A 16,144-nucleotide genomic window follows, 5' to 3' on the forward strand; every position below is an offset into this window, starting at 1 on the left:
GACCTCGACCCCAGGCTCGCGACCCTCGGCCCCGGTCCGCGACCCCGACCCTCGGCCCCGACCCCGACCTTCGGCCCCGGCTCCCGGCTCTCGGCCCCCGACCCCCGGCCCCGGCTCCCGGCTCTCGGCCCCGACCCCCCCGGCCTTCGGCCCCCGGCCCCAACTCCCGCCCCCGCCCCCGACTCCCGGCGGCCCGCGGGGGCGCGACTCGTGGCGCACGGGTCGCGCGCACCGGCGTACGACACAACCCGCCCGCGCCACCGGGCGTGGCCATCCAGGAGCCCGCGGCGGGCCGGGGTCCGGGGAGGGTGGGGCCTTGGTGAGCAGGGGTTGCATAGGCTGTCCGCAGAGGCCGAGTGCATACGTAACCGCAGGAGAGACGCCCCCATGTACTTCACCGACCGCGGCATCGAGGAACTGGAGAAGCGGCGCGGCGAGGAAGAGGTCACCTTCGAGTGGCTTGCCGAGCAGTTGCGCACCTTCGTGGACCTCAACCCGGACTTCGAGGTCCCCGTCGAACGGCTGGCGACCTGGCTGGCCCGGCTCGACGACGAGGACGACGAATAGAGCGGTGGAGCGGTGGGCCAGGGGGACGGCGGCCCTGACCGCCAGTCCCCATGCGGTCTTTCGTCACGCCCGGGGGATCGCTGCCCCTCCCACTCGTCTTCATCGGGAGTTAGCCTTCTCCTTCCATTGAGCGAACGGGGGCGGCATGGGCGGAGGGGTCGAACGTATACGGCTCGACGACGGAACCGTCGTCTGGGCCAGGATCGGCGCGGCCGACGACACCGCGCGGGACGACGGGTACCGGGACACCGGGTTCGGGGGCCGGATCGTCGACATGGCAGGGGGACTGGCCGGCACGGTCGGGGGCGTCGTGCGCTCCCTGCGCGCCGGTCTGGACACGACGGCGCCGGTCGAGGTGTCCGTGAGCTTCGGAATCGAACTGACGGCGCAGTCCGGCAAGATCGTGAGCGCCATCGCCGAAGGCGGCGGCACATCCTCCCTGACCGTGTCCCTGACCTGGACCGAACCGGCGGGCGGCGGGCGGCGGACCGACCCGGCGGCGGACCGGCGCGCCGGCGCGGCGCCCGACGCCACGGCCCCCGACGCGGAATGAGCGCCTTCGACGAGATGGTGCGCCCCTCGCTCGCACGCATCGGCGCACCGGGCGACGGGTATGCAACCGACCGTGACGGGTACTGGGGATCAGGCTTCTTCATAGCCCCGGGCTGGCTGTTGACCTGCGCGCATGTCGTGGGGAAGGGGGGTGCTGCGGTGTGGCGAGGTGAGAGGGCCGTGGGCGTGACCTGGGAGGGCCGCGACACCGCGGGCATCCGGCGGGAGCGGACCGCGACCGGCACCGTGGTCCTCGCCGACCCGCGCCCCGAGAACCCCGACGCGGCGGGCGACCGCTGGCGGCTGCCGGACATCGCGCTCGTCCGGGTACCGGACGCCGAGGACGCGCGGTGCCTGTGGCTGAGCGACCGGGAGCCCAGCACCCCCGCCCCGATCGGCCTGCACGGCTGGTCCCGCAGGACCGGCGAGCTGGGCGTGCGGCACGGCGTCGGTGAGGCGGCCGGCTCGGACGGCCGGGCGCTGCTGATCAACGGCAGCCTGCCGTTCGAGGGACTGTCCGGCGGGCCCGTGATCGACCGGCGCTACGGCGCCGTCATCGGCATGATCAAGGGCCGCGGCCGGGACGAGGGCGCCGCCGTGCCGATCACCGCGCTGCGCGAACTGCTCGACGTACGCGGCGGCGATCTGGTGCACGAGGTGCTGCGCGCCCACGACCTGCACCATCTCGCGCTGCTCGACGACCCGGCGGAGTACGCGCACTGGACCGCGGCGCAGTCCGGTCTGCCCGGCTACGAAGGCTCCGGGATCACCCCCGAACTTCGGGCCCGGCTCTATGGCCACCTGGCGCACCTCCCGCCGCCCGCCGGGCCCGGCGAGGTCGTCCACCTGGTCGAGGAGGTCAGGGCCCGGGTGCTGAACAGCCGGCACCGCTCGCTGATCGTGCACGAGCCGCGCAGCTGGCGCGAGGGCGCCGGACTGCTGCACGGACTGCGCGCACCGGGGCAGGCCGCCGGCGGAGCCCCGGTCGACCTCGACGCCGTCCTGCTGTACGCGGCCCGGGTGGCCCGGCACACCGTCCGGGAACGTCCGGGCGAGGCGGACCCGGAACGGCTGCGCGCCTTCGCCGACTGGATCACCGAACAGGCCGACCGGCACGAGTACTGGGCGGTCGGCGAGGCCATCCACGGCATCCTCGACGGCCTCTTCGACCCGGCCGCCGCGCATCCCGCGGAGCCGTCCACGGCGCGCACCGACGTCCTCGTCAAGGTCGGCGAACCGATGTACGGCGACCTCTACCCCTGGAGCGTCCAGCTGATCTACGACGGCCAGGACGTCACGCCCGTGGCCGGCGACGACCGCGGCGTACGCGCCGACGAACTGTCCGCCACCCTGCGCGAACCGCTGGCCCGCGCGCTCAGCCACGGCGACCACGGCGAACACCTGGCCGCGGTCGAGGTGTTCCTGCCGCGCCGCTTGTTCGACCTGCCCGTGGACGACTGGGGCCTCGCACCCGACGGTGCCGCGGGCGAGCCCGAAGAAGATCCCGCCGATCCCGACGAGCGTGCCATGCCGCTCGGGCTGCGCCGGACCGTCGTCATCCGCGACGCCCGGCGCAACGCCAGAAAGCCCTCGCCGGAGTGGCTCAAACGGTGGCGGGGCACGGCCCGCGGCCCGCTCTCCCACCAGCCGCTGCGCGGCGAGGCACCGGCCGGCGGACACGCGCCCGGCGGCCGTACCGAGGGCGAGTACGCCGTCTACGGCCGGCTGTCGGCGCTGGGCAACGGCTGTGTGCCGGTCTACTGCGGCCCGGTCGGCAGCGGCGAGGGCCAGGTGGCCATGAAGTACGCGCTCATGGCCGGCCACTCCGTGGTGCTGTGGCGCCGGGACCGGCACGACCACGAGGAGTGCCGCGCCTTCCACCGGCAGGCCGCCGACCTGCTCGGGCTCGCCAAGGGGGCGGACGGGCTGCACGGCCCGGTCCGTGACCTGCGCATCCGGCTCGCCGACCCCGACACCGTGCGCGCCCAGGAGCTGCGCGGCAAGCTCGCCGTGCTGTTCGACCCGCCCGACCGCACTCCGTACGGAACGGAGGCCATGCGACCGCCACCCCTGGCCGCCCCCGGCGGCTGACCGCTCACCGGACACCCCGTCAACCCACCTGCATCACAAGGGCGTTCCCGGACCGGGAAGCGACACCGGGCGCCCGCGAAGCTCGGCAGGCACGGCCGTCTGGCGGTAACGTCGTACATCGAACGGCCGGGCCCGCAGCCTGATCACCGGAGCCGGGAGGAGCCCATGGTGAACGACTGGCGGATCTACCGCGGAGTGGGTCAGCCGCACGACGGAGTACGGCGGTTGCCCGCACCGCCGCCCTGGCGTGACTTCGCGGCCGCCCAGGACGGGGCGGAGTCCGGCCCGGAGGACTCCAGCAGCGCCCGCCGGCTCGGTGTGCGCCGGCGCCTGGTCGAGAACTACGCTCCTCGGCCCGCCGAGGTCGACGCCGTCAACGCCGCTCTCTATCTGCGCCGCCCGCTGCTCGTCACCGGCAACCCGGGCACCGGCAAGTCCACCCTCGCCTACGCGGTCGCCCATGAACTCGGCCTCGGCAAGGTGCTGCGCTGGCCGATCGTCAGCCGCACCACGCTCCACGACGGCCTGTACCGGTACGACGCGATCGGCCGGCTCCAGGACGTCCAGCTGGAACGCGCCCAGGGCGCCGAGGGGGCCGCGGCGGCGGCCTCCGGCATCGGCTCCTACATCCGCCTCGGCCCGCTGGGCACCGCCCTGCTCCCCGCCGAGCAGCCCCGGGTCCTGCTCATCGACGAACTGGACAAGAGCGACCTCGACCTGCCCAACGACCTCCTGAACACCCTGGAGGAGGGCGAGTTCGCGATCCCCGAACTGGAGCGGCTCGCGGACCGCGAACCCGTCGTCGAGGTGCTCACCCACGACGGCGAACGGGTCCGCGTGCACGGCGGCCGCGTCGCCTGCACCGCCTTCCCGGTGATCGTCCTGACCTCCAACGGCGAGCGCGACTTCCCGGCGCCGCTGCTGCGCCGCTGCATCCAGCTCGAACTGGAGCCGCCCGGCGAGGAACAGCTCACCGCCATGGTGGAGGCGCACCTCGGCGAGGAGAGCGTGACCGCGGGCCGCGATCTGATCGCCCGGTTCCTGGACCGTGAACCGGGCGAGGTGGTCGCCGCGGACCAGCTCCTCAACGCCCTCTTCCTCACCCAGCACGCGCCGCGCGCGGAACGCCTCACCCGGGAGCGGATCGCGGACATGCTCATGCAGCCGCTCGACCGTACGAGGTGATGGCCGGATGCGCGGCATGCGTCTGGACGAGCTGATCGGCAGGCTGCGCCGCGGCGGCCTCGACCTCACCGCCGAGGACGTCGCCGACGCCGTCTGGCTGGCCCAGCGGCTCGGCGCGGCCCCGCCCCGTGACGCGCCCCGGGCGCCGGGCCCGGCCGCGTTCACCCCGGACCGGGATCCGCCCGGTCCCGGCCCCGGCCAGGAGCCCGTGAAACGGCCGGTCACGCCCGGGGCTCCGGCGCGGGCCACCGGGGAGGCGCCGCCCTCCGCCCCCGTACCCCTGCACACCGCAGGCGCCGCCCCGCACGGTCACGCCGACGGCGCCCACTCCGTCTTCCCGGTCCGCGCGCCCGCCGCCGGCGCCCTGCCCGGACTGCTCGGCCTGGAAAAGGCGCTGCGCGCGCTCGGCCGCTACCGGTTCGCCACCGACACCCCGCGGGACGAGGAGGTCGACGAGGAGGCCACCGCGGACCGCGCCGCCGCGAGCGGCGTACTGCTGCCCGTGACCCGGCCCGGCCGCCGCCACCGCTGCGACGTCCAGCTGCTCATGGACACCGGTCCCGCCATGGCCGTATGGGGACAGCTCGTCGAGGAACTGCGCCAGGCCTGCCAGCAGTCCGGCGCCTTCGCCTCCGTCCGCGTCCACCACCTGTACGGCGACGAGTCGGGCACGCCCCTGGTCGGCACCACCGCGGGACCCGGCGCGCACACCCGGCTGCGCAGGGCCGACGAGCTGCACGACCCCACCGGCCGCCGGCTCACCCTGGTGATCAGCGACTGTGTGGGACCGCTGTGGCAGAACGGCACCGCGCAGCGGCTGCTGCACGCCTGGCCGCGCACCGCGCCGCTGGCGGTCGTGCAGCCGCTGCCGCCCCGTCTGTGGGGCCGCACCGCGTTCCCCGCGGAACCGGGCCGCCTGGTCCGCCCCGGTGAACTGGGCGGCCGGATCGGCTTCGAGCCCGACGAGGAGCCCTGGGAGGCGCCGGCCGCCGACGCCCGGCCGGTGCCGGTGCTCCAGCCGACGCCGGAGGCGTTCGCTGCCTGGGCTCGTCTGCTGTCCGGCACGGGGCCGACCAGCGAACGCGCCTGGGCCGCGCTGACCACGGCCGCCGTCCCGGCCGCGCCCGGCGCCGGGGCCCCGCGCAGCGACGACGAGATCCTGCGCGCCTTCCGGGCCGCCGCCTCACCCGGCGCGCTGCGCCTCGCCGTCTACCTGGCGGCGGCCCCGCTCACCCTGCCCGTGATGCAACTGGTCCAGCGCGCCATGCTCCCGGACACCGGCCCCATGGAACTCGCCGAGGTGCTGCTCGGCGGCCTGCTCAGGCAACTGCCCGGCACCGAGGAACAGCCCTGCTTCGCCTTCCCCGGCAGGCTCCAGGAACTGCTGCTCGCCTCCCTCGACCAGGACACCGCCGGACTCGTACTCAAGCACTGCTCCGCCTATGTGGAGCGGCACTTCGGCAAGGGCACCCGTAACTTCGCGGCGCTCGCCGCCGCCCGGCTCGCCGACCGCGACCCGACCGCGGGCACCGCCCGCTTCGCCGACGACGGCGGTACGCAGGACGCCCAGGGCAGCGTCGAGGCGGAACTGTTCGCCCGCATCCCCGCCCGGGTGCTGCGCTTCTACCTGCCCGACCTGGTGACCCCCGAGCCGCTGGCCGAGGCGGAACGGCTGCTGCGCCAGTGGCAGCAGCTCGCTGACCCGGAGACGCTGCGCCGCGCGCGGGAACAGGCCGAGGCCGCGATGGGCCCGTCCGGCGGCCCGGCCGAGCAGGATCCGGCCGACGCCGTACGGGCCCGGCTGGTCCTCGGCCGGATCCTGCGGGCCGAGGCCGGCACGGCGGCGGTGCGCGCGGCCGGCCGCCGGGCCGAGCTGCTGCGGGACGCCGTCGACGATCTCGTGGCGGCCCACGCGGCGGCACCGGCGGACAGCGCCGAGCAGGCGGAGGCGGCCCTCGAACTGGCCACGTGCCGACGGGAGCTGTGGCGGCTGACGGGACAGTCGGAGCAGTTGTCGGCGGCAGCGGCGGTGCTGGATCCGGAGCATGCGCCCTGGCCCGGCGTCGCGGCCGGGGCGCGGGCCTGGGCCGAGTCGGTGCGGCAGGGCGGGACGCGTGAGCCGCCCGGCGGGGCGCCCGCGTCGGTCACCGCCCATCGGGCCCGGCTGCTGCTGCGCGGGCGCCTGCTGCTGGACCTGGGCCGCCCCGGGGCCGCCGTACCGGAACTGCGCGAGGCGTGCGCGCTGCTGGAGACCGAGCGGGCCACCGCGGCGGTGCGCAGCCCGGCGCTGCTCGACCTGGCCCGGGCGCTCGGGGCCGCGGGGGCCGAGGACGCCGAGACCCGTGCCGCCCTGGTGGCGGCCGAGCGGGCCGCAGGCGAGGACCCGGACCTGAGGCTGCCCGCTCTCGCCGCGCGGGCCGCGTTCCACGACGCGGCGGGCGAGGCCCCCGAGGCCGACGAGGCGTACGAGACGGCCGTCATGCTGGCACCGCCCTACGGCGCGCAGCGCTGCGAACTCCTCACCGCCTGGGGCGAGTCGCTGCTGCGGCGCGCGTCGGCGCGGGACGGCGCGCGGGTCGTGGACCGGGCCGAGAACGTGCTGCGCGAGGCGCTGAAGGCGCTGCCCGCGCGGTCGGCCCAGCGCGGCCGGCTCCAGGGCCTGGTGGGCAGCGCTCTCGCCCAGCGGTTCCGTCATCTCGGCTTTCTGCCCGATCTGTTCGAGAGCCGGCACCTGCTGGGGCAGGCGGTACGGGCGGCGGCCGACGCGGCCGTGCGGGCCGAGGTGTGGCTGCAACTCGGCCGGGTCCGGCTGGAAGGCTGGTACCGGGCCGGGGTGCCGGTCCTGGTGGACGCCCTCCAGGCGTACGAGAACGCGGAACGCGAGGCGCTGGCCGCGCACGGGGCCGACCCCGGCTCGGTGACGGCGGCGCGGGCACGGCACGGTTCGGGATCCGTGCTGGCCCTGATGGACCGGCCCCGCGCGGCCCGTGCCGCCTACCGGGCGGCCCGGGACCAGTGGCAGCGGCTGGTGGGGTCGCTGCGGGAGGTGGACTGGGCGGACGTGGAACTGACGCGGCGGCTGGAGGAGGAACAGGCGCGGTCCGGGGCCGAGCGCACGCCGGAGGAACAGTGGCACGCGGTGGCGCCGCCGTGGTGGCCATGGATGGCTGAATGGACGAACTTGACGGAACGCGACCGAAGTTGATCGGAGTCGGGTTTCTGCCCCCGGCCTGTCGGGAAGAAGTGGGCAGCCAGTGCGGCTGTGCGGGGCGGGCGTAGGCAGGGAGGAGCCGAGGGTGGGGGAGCAGAGGAACAGGGCGGCCGGTCCCGGCGACGAGGTCGCACGGACCGCGCTCCTGCCGGACCTCACCGACGTCGACCTGCGGACATTGCGCGCCATGGACGATCCGGAGCTGAGTTACGCGGTGGCGCGGGTGCTCCGCAGCCCGCACGAGTTGACCGAGGCCTGGTACTCCACCGGGGACGACCCCCTGTTGGCCGGCGACGGCCCAGAGCGCATGTTTCCGGTCGGATCCGTCGAGCGTGTCCCCGGCGAGGAAAGCCGGAAATGACCGTGGCGTCCGCCTCGTCCGAGGTCGCCAGGCTGCTCGCGAGCACCCGCCCCCTGCCCACGGGCGACGCGGCACTGCGTGCCGGACTCCACGCGCGTCGACTGCTGTTCCTGAAGTCCCTCCTGGTACGGCTGGAACGGCTCGGCGGCGCCCTCGGCCCGGCGGCCCGGCGGCGCTTCGAGCGTGACTGGGCCCTGCTGGAGAGCGCCGAGCGTGCCGACCCGTCAGCGGTGCGTGATGTGCTCGACTACCCGATGACGGGCGCCTGGCTGGCCGAGGCGCTCGCCGCACCCGACGGGCCCGCCCTGGAACGGCATCTGGCGCACCTCGGCGGGGTGGCCCTCGCCGCCGCGATCCGGGCCGGCTGCCCGGTCGGCGGCACCCGGACCCTGCCGACCGGCGTGCTGGCCCTGCCCGGCCTGGGCACGCTGCGCCGCACCACCCCGGAGGTACGTCTGACGGGCCGGGCCGGGACCGTGCGGATGGCCGACCCGACGGGCCGTCAGGGCCCGGTCCTGCTGCGCACCGCGACCCGGCCGGACGACCGCACCACCCGCGTTCTCGGCGGGGGGCCCGGCTGGTCCGCCCTGCGCACGCTGCCGGGCAGCGCGATCGTCCTGGACGACCTGGACCCCTACCGGGTCCCGCCGCACGGAATAGGCCCCGGCGCCCTGCCCGCGGCCGAGCGCCCGCAGTCCGCCCGGCGGCTGTGGGCACAACGCTGGAGCGAGGCGCACACGCTGCTGTCGGCGACCGATCCCGGCCGGGCCGCGGAGATCGGGGCGGTGCTGCGCGCCGTGGTCCCCCTCGCCCCCGAGCGACGGGCCGGCGGCGCCCCGCGCAGCGCCACCGCCCGGGCCGCGCCCGGCGCCGTGCTGGCCCAGCTTCCCGGGGACGGCGGGGAACTCGCGGAATCCCTCGTGCACGAGACCCAGCACACCAAACTGGCCGCCCTGCACGACCTCTCACCACTGTGTGTGCCCGGTGCCGGCACCCTGCACCGCGTCGGCTGGCGGCCCGACCCCCGCCCGGTCATGGGAGTGCTGCAGGGCGTCTACGCGCATCTCGCGCTCGTCGATCTGTGGTGGCGGGCCCGCCGCACCCCGTCCGTTCCGTCCGGCTGGCGGCGCCGCGCCGGACTGCGGCTGGAAATCTATCGTGAGCACGTCGGAGAAGCCTTGTCCGCGCTCGGCGAATCCGATGAACTTACCCTGGTGGGAAGGGAGTTCGTAAGGGGGATGGGCCGACACCACGCCGGTCTCGGCAGGGCGGCCAGAAGCCTGCGATAACACTCCGTGGGCATAGGATTGCGGCACGCTATGCAGGTGGACGCGCGGCAGCGCGGCGGACGCTGGAACAGGGAGCGACGATGGCGGTACAGCGGCGTTCGGGCGGGGACGGTACGCCGTCGCCCGAGCACTTCCTGGTGGTCTTTCCGGGCTACCACCGCTCTTGGGCGACATGGATCGCACAGTGCCTGGAGGGCCACGGCCACCGGGCCACCCTGCAGCGCTGGGACCCGCCGCGCGAGGTCCCGCTCGAGGACTCCCTCGGCGACCTGCTGCTGTCCAGCGGGCGCATCCTCCTCGTCCTCAACGACTGGTTCTTCGAACTCGGACCACGGCCCGCGGGGGAGTGGAACGACGCCCTGCGCGGGTTCGTCGCCGCGCACGCCGGCCGCTTCGCCGCGGTCAACCTCACCAACCGCCCGCTGCTGCCGGCCACCGCCGTCCTGGAACCCGCGAGCCTGTGGGGGCTGAGCGAGGAGAGCGCCGAGGAACGGCTGCTCCGCCGGCTCGGCCTGGAGCGCAGCCGGGTGCCACGGACCGTGACCAACCGGGTCCGCTACCCCGACACGCGCTGCGAGATCTGGGGCGAGATCCCCCGCCGCAACCCCCGCTTCACCGGCCGCGACGACCTGCTCACCGACATCCACCAGCGGCTGGCGGATGCCGAGCGCGGCGCCGCCGCCTGCACCCTGCTCGGCATGTCCGGCATCGGGAAGACCCAGCTCGCCGTCGAGTACGCGCACCGGTTCAGCACCGACTACGACGTCGTGTGGTGGGTCAACTCCGACGACCGCAACATCCAGCGTGACCGGCTCGGCGAACTCGCCGTGGAAATGGGCCTGTCCATCGGCAGCGAACCCGGCGAACGCATCCGCGCCGTCCGGGACGCCCTGCGCCGCGGTGAGCCGTACACCAACTGGCTGGTGATCCTGGACGGCTGGGACGACATCGACGGGATCAACACCCTGCTCCCGCAGGGCCCCGGGCACGTCCTGATCACCTCCCGCAACCGCGGCTGGAGCGAGCACACCGACATCCTGGAGATCCCCGCCTTCCTGCGCGCGGAGTCCACCGCCTATCTGATGCGACGCGCCCCGCACATCACCGCGGCCCAGGCCGACGAGGTCGCCGCCGAGTTCGGTGACGTACCGCTGCCCCTCGTACAGGCCGCCTCCTGGCTCGGCGAGTCCGGCATGGAGGTACCCGAGTACCTGCGCATGGTGCGGGAACGCCAGCTCTCCACGGTGGACGAACCCGCCACCGGCGAGGGCTTCCCGCAGTCGTCCATGACCTCCTGGTCGATACTGCTCAACCGGCTGCGCCGCGCCCAGCCGCAGGCCATCGACGTGCTCAGCCTGTGTACGTCGTTCGCCCCCGGCCGTATCCCGCTGGGCCTGATCCGCGCCTACCCCCAGGCGGACCTCCCGGAGGACCTGCGCTGGATGACCACCGATCTGGCCGCCTGGACCCGGGCCCTCGACACCCTCGTCAACTACTCGGTGCTGACCCGCGAGACCCGCGGCCCGGCGGGCGTCGAGATGGGCCCGCACCAGGAGTCCGTGCACATGCACCGGCTCGTCCACGACATCGTCTCCAAGCTGGTCAGCGAGCAGGGCCGCACGGACCACCAGCGGGTCGTGCGCACCCTGCTCGCGGAGGCCGACCCCGGCAACCCCATGGACAGCCGGAACTGGCCGCGCTACGCTGAACTGCTGCCGCACCTGGAACCCTCGGGCGCGCTCTCCAGCACCCGGCCCCGGGTCCGGGAGACCGTCCTGAACTGTCTGCGCTACTGCTTCCGCAGCGGGGAGTACCGGAGCGGACTCGACCTCGCCCGGCGGATCCGGGAGCACTGGTCGAGCACGTCCGAGCCGCTGGACCAGTCGATGCTCGACCTGACCACCCAGGAGAGCAACATCCTGCGGGCCAGCGGCAGCTTCCGCGAGGCGCACGAGCTGGACCGCGGCATCCTGGACAAGCTGCAGTCCGCGCCGGTGCGCAACGAACTGGCCGAGCTGACCACCAAGGGCACCATGTCGAGCAGCCTGCGGCAGCTGGGCCGCTACCAGGAGGCGTACCAGCTCCAGCAGGAAGTCCTCGACGGCAACTTCCGGCTCCTCGGGCCGGACGAGACGCTCACCCTGATCGCCCGGCACAACCTGGGCGTCGTGCTGCGCCTGCTCGGCCGGTACGCCGATGCGTACGAGATGGACGTCGAGACCCTCGGCCGACGCGAGAACATGCTGCGCGCCCGGCATATCAACACCCTCAGCTCGGGCAACGCCGTCACCCACGACCTTCGTCTGCTCGGCCGTTACCGGGACGCGCTGGCCCGCCAGGAACCCGTGCTGCGCCTGCATGTACAGGTGCTGGGGCCGCAGCATCCGCAGACGCTGGAGGCCCGCGCCCAGCTGATCATGTGCTGGCGCCGCGAGGGCGGACAGGCGCGGGACACCGGACCCGCCATGGTCAGTCTGCTCGAACAGCTGAGCCAGGTGCACGGCCGAGAGCACTACCGCACGCTGTCGTTCCTCACGAACTACGGCAACTATCTGCGGGAACACGGCGACCTGGGCCAGGCGCGCGAGCTGATCGCCGAGGCCGAGGCGGGCTACCGTGCGCTGCTCGGACCCGCCCACCCCATTGCCACCGGAATGCTGTCCAACACCGGTCTGGTGATGCAGGCCGCGGGCGAACGCGCCGAAGCGATGGCCATGTTCGAATCCGCGCTCGCCGGGCTGACCGCCACTCTGACCGCCGACCATCCCTGGGTCCTGGGCTGCGCGCTCAACGCGGCGAGCGCGCGCAACTTCAACGGCCGTATCGCCGACGCCGTCGAGCTGAGCCGGGACACCCTGCGCCGCTCCCGCCGGGTGCTGGGCGACGAGCATCCGCTCACCCTCTCCTGCCAGGTGGCCCTCGCCGCCGACCTGCGGGCGGCACGGGAGCAGGAGGAGGCCGGAAAGCTGGAGGAGGACGGCCTGCTGTCCCTGACCCGCACGCTGGGAGCCCAGCACCCCCACACCATCTCGGCCCGCCAACGATCCCGCCCCTACTGGGACTTCGAAGCCTACCTAAGCTAACCCGAAGCCCCCGCCAGGGGCACGGGGAACTGCGCAAGCAACCCCAACAAACCCGCACCCGCCCCGCAGGGGGGCGCGGGGAACTGCGCGAGTACCCACCACCGGACCCGCACTCGCGCATGCTCGGTACGCACTCCCACGAGCAGGCGAAGGCCCGGACGCGGAGTAAGGACTCGATGCGGGGCCCTTTCCTATCGGCTGAGGCGCCCCGCAGGGGGGCGCGGGGAACTGCGCGAGCAACCACAACGGACCCGCACCCGCGTACGCTCCGTACTCGCCCCCACGGGCAGGCGAAGGGCCCGACGCCGAGTAAGAACTCAGCGCCGGGCCCACCTACATCGGCTGAACCGCCGGAGGCCTACGCCTCGAAGACCTCACGCACCAACTGCTCCTGCTCGGCCTGGTGCCGCTTGGCCGAGCCGACCGCCGGGGACGAGCCGTGCGGCCGGGAGATACGCCGCAGCCGCTCGCCGTGCGGCACATCCGCACCGACCGCCAGGTCCAGGTGGTCGATCAGGTTGAGGGCGATGAACGGCCAGGCACCCTGGTTCGCCGGCTCCTCCTGGGCCCACAGATACTTCTCGGCGTTCGGGTACTTGGCGATCTCGGCCTGCAACTCGGCACCCGGCAGCGGGTACAGCCGCTCGATCCGGATGATCGCCGTGTCGGTCACACCGCGCTTCTTCCGCTCGGCGTCGAGGTCGTAGTAGACCTTGCCGGCGCAGAAGACGACCTTCTTCACGGCCGCCGCGTCGACCGAGTCGTCGCCGATGACCGGGCGGAACTGGCCGCTCGTGAACTCCGCCGCCTTCGACGACGCCGCCTTCAGGCGCAGCATCGACTTCGGGGTGAAGACGACCAGCGGCTTGTGGTGCGGGTTGTGCACCTGCCACCGCAGCAGATGGAAGTAGTTCGACGGCAGGGTCGGCATCGCGACCGTCATGTTGTTCTGCGCGCACAGCTGCAGGAACCGCTCGGGGCGGGCCGAGGAGTGGTCCGGGCCCTGACCCTCGTAGCCGTGCGGGAGGAGCAGCACCACACCGCTCGTCTGACCCCACTTCTGCTCCGCCGACGAGATGAACTCGTCCACCACCGTCTGCGCGCCGTTGACGAAGTCGCCGAACTGGGCCTCCCACATCACCAGCGCATCCGGCCGGGCCAGCGAGTAGCCGTACTCGAAGCCCATCGCCGCGTACTCGGAGAGCAGGGAGTTGTAGACGTTGAGGCGGGCCTGGTCCTCGGCCAGATACAGCAGCGGGGTGTAGTCCTCGCCCGTCTCGCGGTCGATCAGGACCGCGTGGCGCTGGCCGAAGGTGCCGCGCTGCGAGTCCTGGCCGGCCAGCCGGACCGGGGTGCCCTCAAGCAGCAGCGAGCCGATGGCGAGCGTCTCGCCCATGCCCCAGTCGATCGTGTCGTCCTCGACCATGGCCGCCCGGCGCTGCAGCTGCGGCAGCAGCCGCGGGTGCACGGTGACCCGGTCGGGCACATTGACCTGGGACTCGGCGATGCGCTTCACGACCTCGGAGGAGACGGCCGTGGGGATCGCCACCGGGAAGCCGTCCTGCGGCTCCTGGACGTCCGCGGCGGCCGGCTGCGAGGTGGCCTCGCGGACCTCCGTGAAGACCTTCTCCAGCTGGCCCTGGTAGTCCTGCAGCGCCTGCTCGGCCTCTTCCAGGGTGATGTCGCCGCGCCCGATCAGGGACTCGGTGTAGAGCTTGCGCACCGAGCGCTTCTTGTCGATCAGGTCGTACATCAGCGGCTGGGTGAAGGCCGGGTTGTCGGACTCGTTGTGACCGCGGCGGCGGTAGCAGATGAGGTCGATCACCACGTCCTTGTTGAACGCCTGGCGGAACTCGAAGGCCAGGCGTGCGACGCGCACGACCGCTTCCGGGTCGTCGCCGTTCACATGGAAGATCGGTGCCTCGATCATGCGGGCCACGTCCGTCGCGTACATGGAGGAACGCGAGGACTCGGGGGCGGCGGTGAAGCCGACCTGGTTGTTGATGACGATGTGGACCGTGCCGCCGGTGCGGTAGCCGCGCAGCTGCGACATGTTCAGGGTCTCGGCCACCACGCCCTGGCCGGCGAAGGCCGCGTCGCCGTGGATCGCCACCGGCAGCACGGTGAAGTCCGTGCCGCCCTTGTTGATGATGTCCTGCTTGGCGCGGGCGACACCCTCCAGGACCGGGTCGACGGCCTCCAGGTGGGAGGGGTTGGCGACCAGCGAGACCTTGATCTGCTCGCCGTCCAGGCCGGTGAAGGTGCCCTCGGCGCCCAGGTGGTACTTGACGTCGCCGGAGCCGTGCATCGACTTCGGGTCGAGGTTGCCCTCGAACTCGCGGAAGATCTGGGCGTACGACTTGCCGACGATGTTGGCGAGGACGTTCAGCCGGCCGCGGTGGGCCATGCCGATGGCGACCTCGTCCAGACGGGACTCGGCCGCCGAGTCGAGGACCGCGTCCAGCAGCGGGATGACGGACTCGCCGCCCTCCAGGGAGAACCGCTTCTGCCCGACGTACTTGGTCTGCAGGAAGGTTTCGAATGCCTCCGCGGCGTTCAGCCGGCGCAGGATCCTCAACTGCTCCTCGCGCTCCGGCTTGGAGTGCGGGCGCTCGACGCGGTCCTGGATCCACTTGCGCTGCTTGGGGTCCTGGATGTGCATGAACTCGATGCCGGTGGTGCGGCAGTACGAGTCGCGCAGCACACCGAGGATGTCGCGCAGCTTCATCATCGACTTGCCGGCGAAGCCGCCGACGGCGAACTCGCGCTCCAGGTCCCACAGCGTCAGGCCGTGCTCGACGATGTCCAGGTCCGGGTGCTTGCGCTGGCGGTACTCCAGCGGGTCGGTGTCGGCCATGACGTGGCCGCGGACCCGGTAGGAGTGGATCAGCTCGAAGACGCGGGCGGCCTTGGTGACGTCGTCGTCGTGCGAGGCGTCGATGTCCTTGAGCCAGCGGACCGGCTCGTAGGGGATGCGCAGCGCCTCGAAGATCTCGTCGTAGAAGCGGTTCTCACCGAGCAGCAGATTGGCGACCTGGCGCAGGAACTCGCCGGAGGCGGCGCCCTGGATCACCCGGTGGTCGTAGGTCGACGTGAGCGTCATGACCTTCGAGATGCCGAGCTTGTTCAGGGTGTCCTGGCTGGTGCCCTGGAACTCCGCCGGGTAGTCCATCGAGCCGACGCCCATGATGACCGACTGACCGGGCATAAGACGCGGCACGGAGTGGACGGTGCCGAGGCCGCCCGGGTTGGTGAGGGAGACGGTGACGCCGGTGAAGTCGTCCATCGTCAGCTTGTTGTCGCGGGCGCGGCGGACGATGTCCTCGTAGGCCTGCCAGAACTCGAAGAAGTTCAGCGTCTCGGCCTTCTTGATCGCCGCGACGACCAGCTGGCGGTCGCCGTTGGGCTTGACCAGGTCGATGGCGAGGCCGAGGTTGACATGGGCCGGCTTGACGAGGGTCGGCTTGCCGTCCTTCTCGCCGAACGACCAGTTCATCGACGGCATCGCCTTGATGGCCTGGACCATCGCGAAGCCGATGAGGTGCGTGAAGGAGATCTTTCCGCCGCGCGCCCGCTTCAGGTGGTTGTTGATGACGATGCGGTTGTCGAACAGCAGCTTCACCGGGACCGCGCGGACCGAGGTGGCGGTCGGCAGCTCCAGCGAGGCGTTCATGTTCTTGGCGACCGCCGCGGAGGGGCCGCGCAGCGTCACATACTCGGGGCCCTGAGGGGCCTCGGTGGCCGGTGCGGCCGGTGCGGCGGGCTTGGCCGGCGCGGGGGCGGCAGCGGCGGGCCGGGGGGCGGC

9 protein-coding genes are annotated in these 16,144 nt (G+C 73.2%); 8 read left to right on the forward strand and 1 reads right to left on the reverse strand.

Annotated features, from left to right (window positions below; genetic code table 11):
• The first annotated feature begins 387 nt into the window (after nucleotides 1–387).
• The 8 genes from ABT245_RS06915 to fxsT all read left to right on the forward strand — a co-directional run bounded on the left by ABT245_RS06915 (nucleotide 388) and on the right by fxsT (nucleotide 12,339).
• Complete coding sequence (locus ABT245_RS06915) at nucleotides 388–567, forward strand: DUF6104 family protein (protein ID WP_003992906.1); 180 nt, start codon at nucleotides 388–390, stop codon at nucleotides 565–567.
• Between the two features lie 145 nt (nucleotides 568–712).
• On the forward strand, nucleotides 713–1,120 hold the full coding sequence (locus ABT245_RS06920; RefSeq protein WP_351729572.1) for a CU044_2847 family protein: 408 nt from the start codon (nucleotides 713–715) through the stop codon (nucleotides 1,118–1,120).
• A 14-nt stretch (nucleotides 1,121–1,134) separates the two neighbouring features.
• The gene (locus ABT245_RS06925) at nucleotides 1,135–3,210 is read left to right on the forward strand and encodes a VMAP-C domain-containing protein (RefSeq protein ID WP_351729624.1); all 2,076 of its coding nucleotides are present in this window, start codon (nucleotides 1,135–1,137) and stop codon (nucleotides 3,208–3,210) included.
• A gap of 168 nt (nucleotides 3,211–3,378) precedes the next feature.
• Nucleotides 3,379–4,395 carry an AAA family ATPase gene (locus ABT245_RS06930; protein WP_351729626.1) on the forward strand — a complete coding sequence of 339 codons (1,017 nt, stop codon included), beginning with the start codon at nucleotides 3,379–3,381 and terminating at the stop codon, nucleotides 4,393–4,395.
• A gap of 7 nt (nucleotides 4,396–4,402) precedes the next feature.
• Entirely contained in the window at nucleotides 4,403–7,600 is a 3,198-nt protein-coding gene (locus ABT245_RS06935) for an SAV_2336 N-terminal domain-related protein (RefSeq protein ID WP_351729575.1), read from the forward strand.
• A gap of 91 nt (nucleotides 7,601–7,691) precedes the next feature.
• Nucleotides 7,692–7,967, forward strand: a complete 276-nt coding sequence (locus ABT245_RS06940) for an FxSxx-COOH-like cyclophane-containing RiPP peptide (protein ID WP_351729578.1) — start codon at nucleotides 7,692–7,694, stop codon at nucleotides 7,965–7,967.
• Nucleotides 7,964–9,256, forward strand: coding sequence for an HEXXH motif domain-containing protein (locus tag ABT245_RS06945; protein ID WP_351729580.1), 1,293 nt, complete (start codon nucleotides 7,964–7,966; stop codon nucleotides 9,254–9,256). The genes ABT245_RS06940 and ABT245_RS06945 overlap by 4 nt, the downstream gene beginning before the upstream one ends.
• 80 nt (nucleotides 9,257–9,336) lie before the next feature.
• The gene (gene fxsT / locus ABT245_RS06950) at nucleotides 9,337–12,339 is read left to right on the forward strand and encodes an FxSxx-COOH system tetratricopeptide repeat protein (RefSeq protein WP_351729582.1); all 3,003 of its coding nucleotides are present in this window, start codon (nucleotides 9,337–9,339) and stop codon (nucleotides 12,337–12,339) included.
• Between the two features lie 358 nt (nucleotides 12,340–12,697).
• Here the strand turns inward: fxsT and ABT245_RS06955 are convergent.
• On the reverse strand, nucleotides 12,698–16,144 hold a 3,447-nt coding region (locus ABT245_RS06955; protein WP_351729584.1), incomplete at its 5' end, for a multifunctional oxoglutarate decarboxylase/oxoglutarate dehydrogenase thiamine pyrophosphate-binding subunit/dihydrolipoyllysine-residue succinyltransferase subunit.

The sequence above is a fragment of the Streptomyces sp. NPDC001508 genome (genome assembly GCF_040298665.1).
In the GTDB taxonomy this organism is placed as follows: Bacteria; Actinomycetota; Actinomycetes; order Streptomycetales; family Streptomycetaceae; genus Streptomyces.